Origin of the sequence: Amaricoccus sp. (assembly GCF_036846665.1) — a bacterium.
GTDB lineage: Bacteria > Pseudomonadota > Alphaproteobacteria > Rhodobacterales > Rhodobacteraceae > Amaricoccus.
The window spans coordinates 1-13,233 of sequence record NZ_DAIUBO010000009.1; the positions used below are offsets into that span (position 1 = coordinate 1).

13 protein-coding genes are annotated in these 13,233 nt (G+C 70.4%); 9 read left to right on the forward strand and 4 right to left on the reverse strand.

Annotated features, from left to right (window positions below; genetic code table 11):
• The 5 genes from V7050_RS01780 to V7050_RS01800 form a co-directional block, all read left to right on the forward strand.
• Positions 1 to 677: S1 RNA-binding domain-containing protein (locus V7050_RS01780; RefSeq protein WP_324410197.1), on the forward strand; the 677-nt coding region annotated here is incomplete at its 5' end.
• Between the two features lie 85 nt (positions 678 to 762).
• On the forward strand, positions 763 to 1,425 hold the full coding sequence (locus tag V7050_RS01785) for an FkbM family methyltransferase (protein ID WP_324368717.1): 663 nt from the start codon (positions 763 to 765) through the stop codon (positions 1,423 to 1,425).
• A 2-nt stretch (positions 1,426 to 1,427) separates the two neighbouring features.
• The gene (locus tag V7050_RS01790) at positions 1,428 to 2,162 is read left to right on the forward strand and encodes a hypothetical protein (protein ID WP_324368719.1); all 735 of its coding nucleotides are present in this window, start codon (positions 1,428 to 1,430) and stop codon (positions 2,160 to 2,162) included.
• A complete protein-coding gene (locus V7050_RS01795) occupies positions 2,159 to 3,001 on the forward strand; it encodes an FkbM family methyltransferase (protein ID WP_324368721.1) in 843 nt (280 codons plus the stop codon). Before V7050_RS01790 ends, V7050_RS01795 begins: the two co-directional genes overlap by 4 nt.
• Positions 2,982 to 4,163 carry a glycosyltransferase gene (locus V7050_RS01800; protein ID WP_324368723.1) on the forward strand — a complete coding sequence of 394 codons (1,182 nt, stop codon included), beginning with the start codon at positions 2,982 to 2,984 and terminating at the stop codon, positions 4,161 to 4,163. The genes V7050_RS01795 and V7050_RS01800 overlap by 20 nt, the downstream gene beginning before the upstream one ends.
• A 113-nt stretch (positions 4,164 to 4,276) precedes the next feature.
• Here the strand turns inward: V7050_RS01800 and V7050_RS01805 are convergent, their stop codons facing one another.
• Genes V7050_RS01805 through V7050_RS01815 form a run of 3 tightly spaced genes read right to left on the reverse strand, consistent with a single transcriptional unit; the run spans position 4,277 to position 6,697 of the window.
• Positions 4,277 to 4,960 carry a putative nucleotide-diphospho-sugar transferase gene (locus V7050_RS01805; RefSeq protein WP_324368725.1) on the reverse strand — a complete coding sequence of 228 codons (684 nt, stop codon included), beginning with the start codon at positions 4,958 to 4,960 and terminating at the stop codon, positions 4,277 to 4,279.
• Complete coding sequence (locus V7050_RS01810; RefSeq protein ID WP_324368727.1) at positions 4,957 to 5,790, reverse strand: glycosyltransferase; 834 nt, start codon at positions 5,788 to 5,790, stop codon at positions 4,957 to 4,959. The genes V7050_RS01805 and V7050_RS01810 overlap by 4 nt, the downstream gene beginning before the upstream one ends.
• Positions 5,791 to 5,794: 4 nt before the next feature.
• Complete coding sequence (locus tag V7050_RS01815) at positions 5,795 to 6,697, reverse strand: glycosyltransferase family 92 protein (protein ID WP_324368730.1); 903 nt, start codon at positions 6,695 to 6,697, stop codon at positions 5,795 to 5,797.
• A gap of 118 nt (positions 6,698 to 6,815) precedes the next feature.
• Here V7050_RS01815 and V7050_RS01820 point away from each other — a divergent pair, with 118 nt between their 5' ends.
• On the forward strand, positions 6,816 to 7,718 hold the full coding sequence (locus V7050_RS01820) for an ROK family protein (RefSeq protein WP_324368732.1): 903 nt from the start codon (positions 6,816 to 6,818) through the stop codon (positions 7,716 to 7,718).
• Here V7050_RS01820 and V7050_RS01825 read toward each other — a convergent pair.
• On the reverse strand, positions 7,715 to 8,368 hold the full coding sequence (locus tag V7050_RS01825; protein ID WP_442885591.1) for an RluA family pseudouridine synthase: 654 nt from the start codon (positions 8,366 to 8,368) through the stop codon (positions 7,715 to 7,717). The two genes, V7050_RS01820 and V7050_RS01825, sit on opposite strands and share 4 nt — an antisense overlap.
• 581 nt (positions 8,369 to 8,949) lie before the next feature.
• Between V7050_RS01825 and V7050_RS01830 the strand changes: the two genes are divergently transcribed.
• The 3 genes from V7050_RS01830 to V7050_RS01840 all read left to right on the forward strand — a co-directional run bounded on the left by V7050_RS01830 (position 8,950) and on the right by V7050_RS01840 (position 13,188).
• The gene (locus tag V7050_RS01830) at positions 8,950 to 9,408 is read left to right on the forward strand and encodes a universal stress protein (protein WP_324410200.1); all 459 of its coding nucleotides are present in this window, start codon (positions 8,950 to 8,952) and stop codon (positions 9,406 to 9,408) included.
• 146 nt (positions 9,409 to 9,554) lie between these two features.
• Positions 9,555 to 11,105: an alanine/glycine:cation symporter family protein gene (locus V7050_RS01835; RefSeq protein WP_324367441.1), complete on the forward strand. Its 1,551-nt coding sequence runs from the start codon at positions 9,555 to 9,557 to the stop codon at positions 11,103 to 11,105.
• Between the two features lie 151 nt (positions 11,106 to 11,256).
• Positions 11,257 to 13,188, forward strand: coding sequence for a multiheme c-type cytochrome (locus tag V7050_RS01840; protein WP_324367419.1), 1,932 nt, complete (start codon positions 11,257 to 11,259; stop codon positions 13,186 to 13,188).
• The last annotated feature ends 45 nt before the right edge of the window (positions 13,189 to 13,233 follow it).

Below are 13,233 nucleotides of genomic sequence, written 5' to 3' on the forward strand. Positions count from 1 at the left end.
ACATCCTCGGCGACGAGGACCACCTCGGCGACATGGACTTCAAGGTGGCGGGCACCGAGGCCGGCATCACCTCGCTCCAGATGGACATCAAGGTCGCGGGCATCACCCCCGAGATCATGGCCCAGGCTCTGGAACAGGCCAGGGCGGGCCGCATGCACATCCTCGGCGAGATGGGCAAGGCCCTGACCGCGGGCCGGGCGGAATTCTCCGCCCATGCTCCCCGCATCGAGACCATGCAGATCGCCGTCGACAAGATCCGCGAGGTGATCGGCTCGGGCGGCAAGGTGATCCGCTCCATCGTCGAGGAGAGCGGCGCCAAGGTCGACATCAACGACGACGGCGTCATCAAGATCGCCAGCGCCAATGCCGCGGCGATCGAGAAGGCCCGCGAGCTGATCGGCGCCATCGTCGACGAGCCCGAGGTCGGCCGCGTCTATACCGGCAAGGTCGTCAAGATCATGGATTTCGGCGCCTTCGTGAACTTCTTCGGCAAGCGCGACGGCCTCGTCCATGTCAGCCAGATGTCCAACGAGCGCGTCGGCCATCCCAAGGACGTGGTCTCCGAGGGCCAGTCGGTGAAGGTCAAGCTCATGGGCTTCGACGACCGCGGCAAGGTGCGGCTCTCGATGCGCGCCGTCGACCAGGAGACCGGCGCGGAGCTCAAGGAAGACGCCTGAGGCGCGGGGGCGGCGGCGACGCCGCCCCGGCCGACACCACGCTGGACGAGGGCGGTCCAATCCCGCCGGGGGGCAAGGGGACGGCATGGGTTTGCGATCGCGGATCAGACGGAGTCTCCTCGCCCGCGGCTACCGGGTCCCGGGCTTCCTCGTCCGCGAGCACGACCGGCTGTTCCACGAGGTGGTCCACAGCCTCCGGCCCGGCATGGTGGTGCTCGACATCGGGGCGAACCGCGGCGACATCGCCGCGGCCTTCGCCGCCCGCGGCGCCACCGTGCACGCCTTCGAGCCCAACCCGGACGTCTTCGCCGAACTCCGCAAGGCCGCCCGGGCCCATCCGACGATCCATGCGCAGAACTGCGGCATCCTCGACGCCGATGCCGAGATGAAGCTCTACCTGCACGAATCCTATGCCGACGATCCCCTGGGCCATTCCGAGAGCTCGTCCTTCGTCGCCGCCAAGCCGAATGTCTCGGCCGATGATTTCCGCAGCGTCCCGGTGCGCGACATCGCCGGGGTGATCGCCGAGATCGGCGTCCCGATCGACGTCGTCAAGATCGACGTCGAGGGGGCCGAATACCGCATCCTGAAGCGGATGATCGAGACCGGGACGATCGAAAGGGTCGGCCGGGTCTATGTCGAGACGCATCACGACCGCATCCCCGAGCTGCGCGCCGAGCACGAAGCCGTGGCCGCGGCGATCGCGGAGCGCGGCCTCGGCGGCAAGATCCGCCTCGACTGGGTCTGACGATGGCCGGGCGTCTCGACGTCACCCTGGTCGCCGGACGCCGCCCCGAGCTCCTGGCGCGCACGCTCGCCTCCTTCGCCGAAGGCCTCTTCGCGCATTTCGACCTGGCGGGCTTCCATGCCAATATCGACCCGATCTTCGGCGACGCCTCCGACCACGCCCGCTGCCGCGAGGTCATCCTCTCGCGCTTCCCGGATGCGGCGATCTCCGAGCCGCGCGCCGCCGGCTTCGGTGCCGCGGTGCAGCGGGTCTGGGCCGCGACCCGCGCCGATCTCGTCTTCCATCTCGAGGACGACTGGCTGCTCAACGAGCCCGTCGGCCCGGCGGAGGTGCTGCCGCTCCTGACCGGGAGCACGAAATCGGTCGCGCTGGTCGCCCGGGAATTCGGCTGGAACGGCCGCGACCTCTACAACGTCCGCCGCAAGCGGCGGCGCTTCCTCGGCATCCCGGTCGGCCGGCGCACCCTCAACGTCTTCGGGACCAGCCCGCGCTTTCTCGACGGCGCCTTCGCCCGCCGCTGCGCCGCGCTGATCGACCCCGCGCTCGATCCGGAGAAGCAGATGCGGCCCCCGGGAAACCCCGCGCTCATCGCCTATCTCAACCAGTATCGCTGCCGCTTCCTGCCCACGAAGGCCGGCGCGGCGCTCATCACCGACATCGGGCGGGAATGGCGCGACGCCCGCGGCATCGAGAAGGTCCTGGATCAGGGCGTCAGCCGCTGGAGGCAGGCGCCGTGACCCAGACGCTCGACCTCCTGCGCGCGGCGATGCTTCCCGCCCGGCGCCGAAAATACCTCGCCCGGGCGCTCCGGGCCGGGTCCGTCGCGCCGGGCGATTTCATCCGCATCGCGAAATCCTTCGGCATCGCGACCGTCGATGCGCCCTATCTCGACGCCTATCGCATCCGCCTCGACCTGAACGGGCGCAGCATCACCGAGGCGGTGCTCGCCAGGGGCAGCTTCCAGGCGGATCTCTTCGCGCGCTTCGCCGGAAACCTCCCGGACCGCGCCGCGACCTTCGTGAACGTGGGCGCCAATATCGGCACCACCTGCCTCAACGCCCATCACGCCGGCTTCCGCGACATCCTGGCCTGCGAGCCGGTCGCCTCGAATTTCGCGCTGCTGCAGGAGAACCTCCGCCAGCTCGGGGATGCGGCGCTGGCGCTCCATCCCGTCGCCCTCGGTGCACGGGCCGAAGAGCGGCGGATCTTCCTCAACCCTGAAAGCACCGGCCGCCACTCGCTGGTGCGCGACTTCGGGCAGGGCGCGCAGACCGTCCGGGTCTCGACCCTCGACGCGATCGCGCCGGCGCGGCCTTGCGCGCTCTGGATCGACGCCGAGGGTTACGAGGCCGAGATCCTGCGCGGCGCCGAGGAATTCCTGCGCGACCATTGCCGCGCGATGTGCCTGGAGATCACCCCGGAGCTTCTCGGCCCCGGCGATCTCGACTTCATCGACCGGATCGGCGCGCGCCATTTCAGCCGCATCCTCGGCCTCGAGGGCGCCGCCGTGGCCCGTGTCCGCGATCTCGATGCCCTGCGCGAAGGCCGACAGACCGATGTCATCTTCCTCCCCTGAACCGACGCTCGCGGTCGCCACCGGCATCCTGGGCAATCCGACCGAGACCGGCGCCCGCCGGCATCTCGCCATGCTCTTCGGCGGCCGGACCGTGGCGCTGGCCGAGCGCCGCTATCCCGGCTTCCAGAGCCCGCGGCCGGCGCTCGTGCTGAACGAACTCGATGCCGGCCCGCTCGCCTGGCTCGAGCAGGGGCTCGGCAAGGCAATCCAGAGCCGGCGCTACCAGTCGTCCGGCGTGCCCTTCGGGCGGCGGCGCGCGGCGCTCGAGGCCTTCCTGCGCGCCCATGGCGTGCGGGCGATCCTCGGGGAATTCGGGCATATCGGTTGCAACCTCGCGCCGATCGGCCAGGCCGCCGGCATCCCGGTCTTCACCTATTTCCGCGGCTTCGACGCCTCCAAGCGCCTGCGCGAGCCGCGCATCCTGCGGCGGTACCGCGCCGCCATGCCGCGGCTCGCGGGCGTCTTCTCGGTCTCGCAATTCCTGCTCGACAATCTCGCGGCGGCGGGCATCAGCCATCCGAACGCCGTCGTGATCCCGACCGGCGTCGACACGCGCGCCTTCGCCCCCGGCGCCAAGGATCCGCATCTGATCCTCGCGGTGGGCAGGATCGTGGCGAAGAAGGCGCCGATGGTGACGCTCAAGGCCTTCGCGGAGGTCTCCGCCGCCTTTCCCGAGCACCGGCTCGAAGTGATCGGGGACGGCGAGATGCGCGGCGAATGCGAGGCCTGGGCCGCGCACTCCGGCCTCGGCGGGCGCATCGCCTTCCTGGGGCGGCGCGACCACGATTTCGTCCGGGAGCGCCTGAGCCGGGCGACGGTCTTCCTGCAGCATTCGATCACCGCCGAGGACGGCAATACCGAGGGCCTGCCGACCGCGATCCAGGAGGCCATGGCCGCGGGCTGCGCCGTGGTCTCCACGCGCCACGCCGGGATCCCGGAGGCGGTCGAGGAGGGGCGGACCGGCCTGCTCGTGGAAGAATTCGACGGCGCGGGCTTCGCCGATGCGCTGCGCCGCGTTCTGGCGAGCCCCGAAGGCGCGGCCGCGATGGGCCGCGCGGCGCGCGATGTGGCCGCGGAACGCTTCGACTTCCTCAAGCTCCACGCCCGGCTGGAAGCGACGATCCGCCGGACCTGCCGGGAGCTCGGCGTGCCGGCGCCCTGACCGGCGACCCGGAAGGCTGGAAAATGGCAAGCCATTTTCCAGCCACTTTCCAGCCCTGTTCCAGCCACGAAAACCGACGCCATTTCAGCGCCTTGCGCCGAATCCGCCCCGGATCACACCCCCGGCCCGATCAGCCGGTTGGCCCGCTGCCGGATCCAGCCGCCCTGCTTGCCGGGATGCAGCCGGTTGGTGTGCAGGATGGCGGGCATCTGCCGGCCCTCCGCGAGCCAGTCGAGCCAGGTGAAGCGCCGGCGGTTGTACCGCTCCGGCAGCACAGCGATCCGCAGGTCCGAGGCCCAGAGGAGCTCGCGGAAGGTCCGCTGGTCGGCGGTGAGCCCGGCCTCGGCATAGGCGGCGCGCCATTCGGCGAGGAAGGCGCGCACCGCGGGCGTGCCGCGATAGAGAAGGACGCCGCCGTTGTGCTCGGGAAAGGAGGCCGGCACGTCCTCGCGCCAGCGCGGCATCTTGCGCCGCACCACGGCGCGATCCCGATGCGCGGCCGCGAGATCGAACCGCTCCAGAAGCCGGTAGAGGTCGGAAAGGTCAGCAAAAACACGGGTATCGGTGTCGAGATAGAGCGTCTCGTCGAAGGGGCTCTCGCCGAGATAATCCACCTTGGAGCGCACATGCGGCGCCGAGATCGTCCCGGTCCAGTCGAAGGCCTCGCCCGGCGCGTCGCTGTCGCTGAAGAGGCCGACGGACAGGCCGGGATTGCTCCGATGGACCGAGTCCGCCACCGCGCGCGCCGCCGCCACATGCGCCGCACCCGTCGCGATCAGCAGCACGCCCCGGCTCACGACGCCCGCGCCCGCTTCTCGATCCCGTCGGGCGTCCAGACCAGCCCGCTCCGCCGCTCCGCGCGCACCCGCGCTTTGTTGGCGCGCTTGTGCTCGGGATCGGCATAACCGCGCGGATGCTCGAGATGCACCAAGGGCGCGGTATAGCGCAGATGCTGGCCCGGCACGCCGCTGTTGGCGAGGCGCACGCCCAGCTCCTTGTCGCCGCCGCCGTATTTCATGGTCTCGTCGAAGCCGTTGACGGCGAGAAGCGCCGCGCGGAACGCCGAGGCATTGGCGCCGCACCAGGCGCGCTGCACCGGCGTCGCCCGGTCGAGCAGGGCCATGACCGGCTCGGGGAAGGGCATGGTCTTGAGCCATGTGCCGAAGCGGTCGATGGCGCGCATCCGGCGCAGCCAGGCGCGCTCGAAGACCCGGCCAGAGACGACATCCTCGACCGTCACCGCCGCGGTGGCCTCGGCGTCGAGCCGGATCAGGCTGCCCGACGAGAACCGGTCCGGGCGGGCCATCGCCACATGCCTTCCGATGAAACCCGGATGGATCAGCACGTCGCCGTCGATGAACACGAGGAATTCGGCCTCGGAGGTTGCGATCGCGCGGTTGAGGATCGCGCCCTTCTCGAAGCCGCGGTCCTCGTGCCAGACATGGCGGATCGGTGGTGACGGCCGGGCGGCGGCGACCTCGGCGATCGCGGCGGCGGTCTCGGGCCCCGAGCCGTCGTCGGCGATGCAGATCGATCCCGGCTGCAGGCGCTGCGCGGCCACCGAGGCGAGGCAGAGCCGCAGCGGCCCGGGGCTGTTGTAGGTCGCGACGATCAGCTCGATGCGCATGGGATCAACCCGAGCCGATCCGCGCCAGGAAGTCCAGCGCGGCGCGGTCCTCGACCTCCTCGGCCTCGATATTGGCCACCGTGCGCCGGACCTTGCGCGCATATTCGCCCGATTTGTCGCGCAGGTTCGGCCCCCGGGCAATCTTCGCGGCGAGCTCCGATTCCGAGCGCGTGTAGTAGTGGTTGAGCTGGACATGGGCCGCCGAATAGAACTCCCGCCGGCCCCGCTCGCCCTCGGCGGCCCGAAGGCCGAGATCGTTGCAGGCGGCGGCGGATCCGTCGGTCTCCATCGCATGGATGCGCACCGCGGTCAGGTGGCAGGGATCGACGATGTACTTGAAGGCCCGGATCCCGCGCGCCTCGCTCATGGGATCGGCCGCGCGCCTGAGATAATTCGCCACGACGCCGCCCTCCGGCGGCTCGACATGCCCGGAGCGCCCGAACATGTGCCAGGGCAGCGCGATGCTGCGGCAGCCTTCCAGATGGGCGAGGGCATCGTTCAGGCTGCGCGCCTGCCGCGGCACCAGGAATTCGTCGATGTCGATGAAGGCCATCCAGCGCAGGTCGCGGCCGAAATTGCGCGCCGCATGGGCATAGGCGAGCGCCTGATTGTGGATCTCGCGCCCCATCCTCGCGTCGCGGAACACCTGGTCCCAGGGAAGGATCGCCAGCGCCTCCGCCGGCAGGGTTCCGCGCAGGACCGCGAGCGTCCCGTCGGTGCAGCCGTTGTCATAGACGATGTAGCGGCGGACGCCGGCCGCGGCGTGGAAGGCCGCCCATTCGCCGATATGGCGTTCCTCGTTGCGCACGATCGCGGCGATGGCGAGCCCGTGGCGGTCGGGCGCCGGCGCGGGCGGCGTGATCGCGATCTTGCTGATCTTGCCGAGGATCGGGAGTTTCCAGAGCATGCCCGGGCCTTGCTGCCTGACGGCGCCCTCTAGCACCCGCCCGGAAGGATGGCAAAGGGCCGTTGCGCCGCGGGGCCGCGGTTCCTAATCTGGTCGGGCGGGAACAGTGGAGGCGCCTATGCGGCTGGGGCTCGACTATGGCGGCACCAAGATCGAGGGCATCGTGCTCGCTCCGGACGGAACCGAGCGCGCCCGGGCCCGGGTGCCGACGCCGCGGCACGATTATCCCGGCGGGATCAGGGTGATCCGCGATCTGATGCTGCATCTCGAGGACATGGCCGGCGCGCGGATCGAGCAGGTCGGCATCGGCGTGCCGGGATCGGTCGACCGAACGACGGGGCGGGTGACGCTCGGCAACTCGACCTGGCTGCACGGCCACGACCTCCGGGGCGATCTCACCGAGGCGCTGAAGCGGCCGGTGAAGATCGCCAACGACGCCAATTGCTTCGCGCTTTCCGAGGCCGTCGATGGCGCGGCGGCGGGGGCGGAGGTCGTCTTCGGCGTCATCCTGGGCACCGGCGTGGGCGGCGGCTTCGTGGTGCATGGAAGGCTCATCGAGGGCGTGAACGCCATCGGCGGGGAATGGGGCCATATCCCGCTCCCCACGCCGCGGGACGACGAGCGGCCGGGGCCGCTCTGTTCCTGCGGCGTGCCGGGCCATACCGAATCCTGGCTCTCGGGCCCCAATCTCGCCGCGGATCACGCCCGGCGGATCGGCGCGACCGAGGGCGAGGGGCCCAAGGTCCAGGAGATCGTCGTGCTGGCGCGCGGCGGCGATGCGGCGGCGGAGGAGACCCTGCGGCGCTTCGAGGACCGGCTCGGCCGCTCGCTCGCGGTGATCGTCAACATCCTCGACCCCGACGTGATCGTGCTCGGCGGCGGCCTCTCGAACATCGCCCGCCTCTACGAGAACGTGCCCGCGCTCGTCGAGCCGCATGTCTTCGGGGACAAGTTCAACACCCGGATCGTGCGCAACCGGCACGGCGACAGCTCCGGCGTGCGCGGCGCCGCCTGGCTCTAGAAGGGCACCGGCGCGTCGAATTCGACCCAGGCCCCGCCGTCGGGATGGCGGAAGGCGAGGCTCTCGGCATGGAGCTGGAGCCTGTCCGCCGCCGCCTGCGCCTCCGGCGGCCCGTAGAAGGGATCGCCGAGGATCGGATGGCCGAGTGCCAGCAGATGCACCCGCAGCTGGTGGCTGCGCCCGGTCAGCGGCGAGAGCTGCAGCCGCGTCGCGCCGGCCTCGCGGGCGAGCACCCGCCAGTCGGTGATCGCCGGCTTGCCGCGCAGGTGGCAGACCATCTGCCGCGGCCGGTTCGGCCAGTCGCAGATCAGCGGCAGGTCGATGCGCCCCGAATCGGCCTGCGGATGGCCCCGAACCCGCGCCACATAGCCCTTGCGCACCTGCCGCCGCTCGAATTGCCAGTTGAGATGGCGCTGGGCGAGCGCATTGCGCGCGAAGACCATCACGCCGGAAGTGTCGCGGTCGAGCCGGTGCACGAGCAGCGCGCCGGGGAAGGCGGCGCGAACCCGCGCCTCCAGGCAATCCTGCGGCCCCGGCGGCTTCGCCGGAACGCTGAGCAGGCCCGAGGGCTTGTCGAGCACCACGAGCATCGCATCGGCATGGCGGATCCGGAGGCCCGTCCCGACGGTCTCCGCGGTCAGCGCGCGCATGGAAAAGCCCCGATCATCGCGCATTCGCTCGCCGCTGCGGCCCCCGGTGTCAAGGCCGGGCGGGACCGGAGGCCGGCCCGGATCGCCCCGGCATCGGGCGGAAGGGCCGCAGGGGCCCGGAAACAGCCGGATTTCCCGCGGGATCGATGGCCCGCAGGTCCGGCATTTCGGCCCCTTGCCTTCGGCCGGCGAAGCTCGGCGCGCTATCCCTCGAAGCCGGTAACGCCCCTTTAAGCTTTGCGGCGCAGTCTCGCCGTCGCGTCGCGCAGGTCGATGGAGAACGGGATGACAGCCCAGTATCTTGAGTGTGTTCTGGCGGGTCTCGTATCGCTGCTTATGGCTATGGCGCCCGGTGTACGGGCCGCGTCCGCGCGGCCTGTTCCGGTGCGCGTCTCCCCGCCTTCGCCGGCCCGTGCGGCGCACCCCAAGAGCCGCTAGCGCCCGGTTCCGGGCTTTCGCCCGCCCCCGAAGCCGCAGCGAATACCGGGTCGCACCGACGCCGGAACGCCGTCAATATTCTGAATGTGTTTGATTCTGCCGCGATTGTTCTGCCAGTTTGTGGCCTGAGCAACGGGGGGGAGATGCAGATGACCCGCATTCTGGTCGGGCTGGACGGTTCTGCGCCGGGAGAGAGAGCCCTGGCACATGGCAAGATGCTTGCCAGTTTGATCGGCGATTGCGAGCTCATCCTGGTCTATGTGATCGAATGGTCGCCCTACGAGTTCCACACGCCGCAGGAGCTCGACGAACGGCACAAGCGCCGCGAGGAGGAGCTCGCGCAGGCCCATGCGCATATCCTCGAACCGGCGCGGAAGGCAACCGAGGCCGAGGGCTTCAAGGTGGAGACGGTCGTGCGGCACGGCGATCCCGTGTCGATCCTGGAGGAGCTCGCGGTCGCCAGGGGCGCGGCGCAGATCGTCATCGGGCGGACGGGCCATCGCGGCATGCGCGAGCGGCTCTTCGGTGGCGTGTCGGGCAAACTGATCGCAACGGCGAGCGTGCCGGTGACGATCATTCCGGAAACGGGGGCAGATCAATGACCGAATTGCAGAGAATGTCGCGCATCCCGGCCGTGCTGCTGGCGGTGCTCGGTCTGGTGCTGATGCTGGCGGCATCGCCGCTCGCCGCGCAGGAGGCCACCGATCCCGTCGCCTCCGAGCAGGAGGGCGCCGCGCCGGATGCGGTGATGGAGGAAACCCAGCAGGGCGCCGTGGTCGAAGAGCCGGCGGTGGAGACCGCCCCGGCCGCCCTGACCATCGACCAGAAGGTCGACCAGGTCTTCGCCTCCTCGACCGGCTGGTTCGTCTCGCTGATCTTCGCACCGTTGCCGGGCACGAGCTTTCCCTGGATCGTTCTCTGGCTCGTGGTGGGCGCGACGGTCTTCACGCTCTATTTCCGCTTCATCCAGTTCCGCGCCTTCGGCCATGCCATCAGCCTGGTCAGGGGCGACTATTCCGACCCCAACGACGCGGGCGAGGTCAGCCACTTCCAGGCGCTCGCCACCGCGCTCTCGGGCACGGTCGGTCTGGGCAACATCGCCGGCGTGGCGGTGGCGGTCGGAATCGGCGGCCCCGGGGCCACCTTCTGGATGATCCTCGCCGGCCTGATGGGCATGGCCTCGAAATTCACCGAATGCACGCTCGGCGTGAAGTACCGCAACGAATACGAGGACGGCACCGTCTCGGGCGGCCCGATGTACTACATGGTCAAGGGCTTCCGCGAGCGCGGTCTCGCGGGCGGCGGGATCATGGCGATCGTCTTCTCGATCTTCTGCATCCTCGGCTCCTTCGGTGGCGGCAACATGTTCCAGGCCAACCAGGCCCACGCCCAGCTCTCGGGGATCCTGGGAGACTATCCGGGCTGGATTACTGGCGTGATTTTCGCCGCGATCGTGTTCGCAGTCATCGTGGGCGGCATCAAGTCCATCGCCAGGGTGACCGAGAAGGTCGTGCCGTTCATGGGCATCCTCTACGTCGGCACGGCGCTGCTGATCATCGCGATCAACTACCACCAGATCGGCTGGGCCTTCAGCCAGATCTTCGCCGGCGCCTTCACCGGGCTCGGGGTCGCGGGCGGGCTGGTCGGGGCACTGATCCAGGGCTTCAAGCGCGCCGCCTTCTCCAACGAGGCGGGCGTCGGCTCCGCGGCCATCGCGCATTCGGCCGTCCGCACCAAGGAGCCGGTGACCGAGGGCGTCGTCTCGCTGCTCGAGCCCTTCATCGACACCGTGGTGATCTGCACCATGACCGCGCTGGTGATCACCATCTCGGGCGTGCAGCAGATCGACCCGGAGACCGGCCTCTTCATCCTCAACGACGCCGGCATGATCGCCACCACGGGCGACGTCCAGGGCGTTCAGCTGACCTCGGCGGCCTTCGCCACGGGACTGAGCTGGTTTCCCTACGTCCTGGCCATCGCGGTGATCCTCTTCGCCTTCTCGACGATGATCTCCTGGTCCTACTACGGGCTGAAGGCCTGGACCTACCTCTTCGGCGAGGGCAAGACGACGGAACTGGTCTTCAAGCTGCTCTTCTGCTTCTTCGTCATCGTCGGCGCGGCCGCCCAGCTCGGCGCGGTGATCGACTTCTCCGACGCGATGATCTTCGCCATGGCGGTCGTGAACATCATCGCGCTCTACTGCCTGCTGCCGATCGTGCGGCGCGAGGTCAATTCCTACTTCGACCGGCTGCGCTCGGGCGAGATCCGCAAGTTCGGCGCCCACGCCGCGGCCGAATAAGGCGACCGCAGGGGAGCCGCCGCCGTCGCGGCGGCTTCCATTCGTCCTTGGCCCCGTTCACATGTCGCCGCCGCGCCATGGACAGCGGATGCGCCGCGGCGATAGCCTGCGATGCCGCACGGCATTGGCGGCGGGGGCGGAGAAGCGACGGATGCGCAGATGGCTTGCAGCGGGGCCGGTGCTGGTGGCGGCGCTCTGCCTTCTCGCCCCCGCGCTCCGGGCCAACGAGGCGCCGCGCCAGCGCTACGTCGGCTCGGACAGCTGCACCGAATGCCATGGGCAGATCGCCGGCCTCTGGGCCGGGTCCGACCACGCGCTCGCCTGGACGCGCCCGACCGAGGCGAGCGTGCTGGGCGATTTCGACGACGCATCCTTCGAGCACGGCGGGATCAGCGCAAGGTTCTTCCGGCAGGACGGCGGATTCGCGATCGAGACCGAGGATGCGGCGGGCGTGCCCCGGGTCTTTCGGGTCGTCGGCGTCGCGGGGATCAGGCCGCTGCAGCAATATCTTCTCGAAGCCGGCCCCGGCCGGACGCAGGCCTTCGACATCGCCTGGGACGTGGAGCGGGGCCGCTGGTATCCGCTCTATCCCGACCAGCAGCTCCAGCCCGGCGACGGCATGCACTGGACCGGGCCCTACAAGAGCTGGGAGGCGCGCTGCGCCGAATGCCATGCGACCGGATTCAGGCGCCGCTACGATCCCGCGACGCGGAGCTATTCGCCCGAGGAAGCCGAGATCGGGGTGGGATGCGAGGCCTGCCACGGGCCCTCGAGCGCGCATCTCGACTGGGCGAAGGACCCCGCCGCCTACGACCCCACGCAATGGCCGGGCCTGACGCCGGAGGGCTTCACGGTGGATCTCGCGGCCTCCGCCGAGACCCAGATCGGGCAATGCGGCGGCTGCCATTCCCGGCGGGAGGCGTTCTTCGACGGCAATCCGGTGCCGGGCACGCCCTATCACGACGCCTATTCGCTCTCGCTGCTGCGCGAGGGCCTCTATCACGCCGACGGCTCCATCCAGGACGAGGTCTATGTGATGGGCTCCTTCCTGCAATCGAGGATGTATGCCCGCGGCGTGCGCTGCAGCGACTGCCACGACCCGCACAGCACCGAGCTCAGGGCCGAGGGCAATTCGGTCTGCACGCAATGCCATTCCCCGGCGGCGAACCCGCGCTTCCCCACGCTTCGCAAGGCCGATTACGACACGCCCGAGCATCATTTCCACCAAGCGGGCTCGGAGGGCGCGCAATGCCGGAACTGCCACATGATCGAGCGCACCTATATGGGCATCGACGACCGTCGCGACCACAGCTTCCGCGTCCCGCGCCCGGATCTCGCGGCCGAGACCGGCGCCCCGGATGCCTGCACCGATTGCCATTCCGGGCGCGACGCGGCCTGGGCGGCGGCGGAGATCGCGGCGCGCTTTCCCGAGAGCACGCGGCGCGGACCGCATTTCTCCACCGTCTTCGCGGCGGCGCGCTGGTCGCCGGAGGCGCAGCGGAGCGAGCTGCTGGCGCTCGCCCGGGATGCGGAGGCGGCCGGCATCGTGCGGGCGACGGCGATCGAGATGCTCTCGCTGACCGCGGATGCCGAGATCGCCCGCGAGGGCGCGGCGCTGCTCGACGATCCCGACCCGCTGGTGCGCGCCGCGGCGACCGCGCTGCAGCGCGGGGCGGAGCCGCAGGACCGGATGACCCGCCTCCTGCCCGCCCTGCGCGATCCGCTGCGCTCGGTGCGGGCCGCCGCCGCCAAGGTCACCATCGACGCGACGGAGCCCGAGGATGCCGCGGAAGGCGCGGCCCTGCGCCGGGCGCGCGCGGAATGGCGCGCCGCGCTCGCCTCCCGCAGGGATTTCCCCGAGACGCATCTGCAGACCGGCGGCGCGGCGCTGACCCTGCGCGACTGGGACGCGGCCGTCGCCGCCTTCGGCGAGGCGGTGTCGCTCGATCCGCAGCTGGTCGACGGCTGGTCGATGATCGTGCGCATCCTCGCCGCCACCGGCAGGGAGGCCGAGGCCCGCAACGCCCTCGCCGCGGCGCTGGCCGCCAATCCGGGCAATCCGACGCTGCTGTCGCTGCGCTAGCCGCGGGCCTCTGGACCGGGAGAAGGCCGCGCCCCGCGCGGCCCG

What these genes read in the sequence shown, in the direction of transcription:
- V7050_RS01810 (WP_324368727.1), bottom strand. Translation starts at nt 5,790, where the DNA reads ATGCGCATCGAGCTGATCGTCGCGACCTACAACAGCCCCGGGCCGCTG.
- V7050_RS01830 (WP_324410200.1), top strand. Translation starts at nt 8,950, where the DNA reads ATGCAGATGACCCGCATTCTGGTCGGGCTGGACGGTTCTGCGCCGGGA.
- V7050_RS01785 (WP_324368717.1), top strand. Translation starts at nt 763, where the DNA reads ATGGGTTTGCGATCGCGGATCAGACGGAGTCTCCTCGCCCGCGGCTAC.
- V7050_RS01840 (WP_324367419.1), top strand. Translation starts at nt 11,257, where the DNA reads ATGCGCAGATGGCTTGCAGCGGGGCCGGTGCTGGTGGCGGCGCTCTGC.
- V7050_RS01790 (WP_324368719.1), top strand. Translation starts at nt 1,428, where the DNA reads ATGGCCGGGCGTCTCGACGTCACCCTGGTCGCCGGACGCCGCCCCGAG.
- V7050_RS01825 (WP_442885591.1), bottom strand. Translation starts at nt 8,368, where the DNA reads ATGCGCGCGCTGACCGCGGAGACCGTCGGGACGGGCCTCCGGATCCGC.
- V7050_RS01815 (WP_324368730.1), bottom strand. Translation starts at nt 6,697, where the DNA reads ATGCTCTGGAAACTCCCGATCCTCGGCAAGATCAGCAAGATCGCGATC.
- V7050_RS01800 (WP_324368723.1), top strand. Translation starts at nt 2,982, where the DNA reads ATGTCATCTTCCTCCCCTGAACCGACGCTCGCGGTCGCCACCGGCATC.
- V7050_RS01835 (WP_324367441.1), top strand. Translation starts at nt 9,555, where the DNA reads ATGGAGGAAACCCAGCAGGGCGCCGTGGTCGAAGAGCCGGCGGTGGAG.
- V7050_RS01820 (WP_324368732.1), top strand. Translation starts at nt 6,816, where the DNA reads ATGCGGCTGGGGCTCGACTATGGCGGCACCAAGATCGAGGGCATCGTG.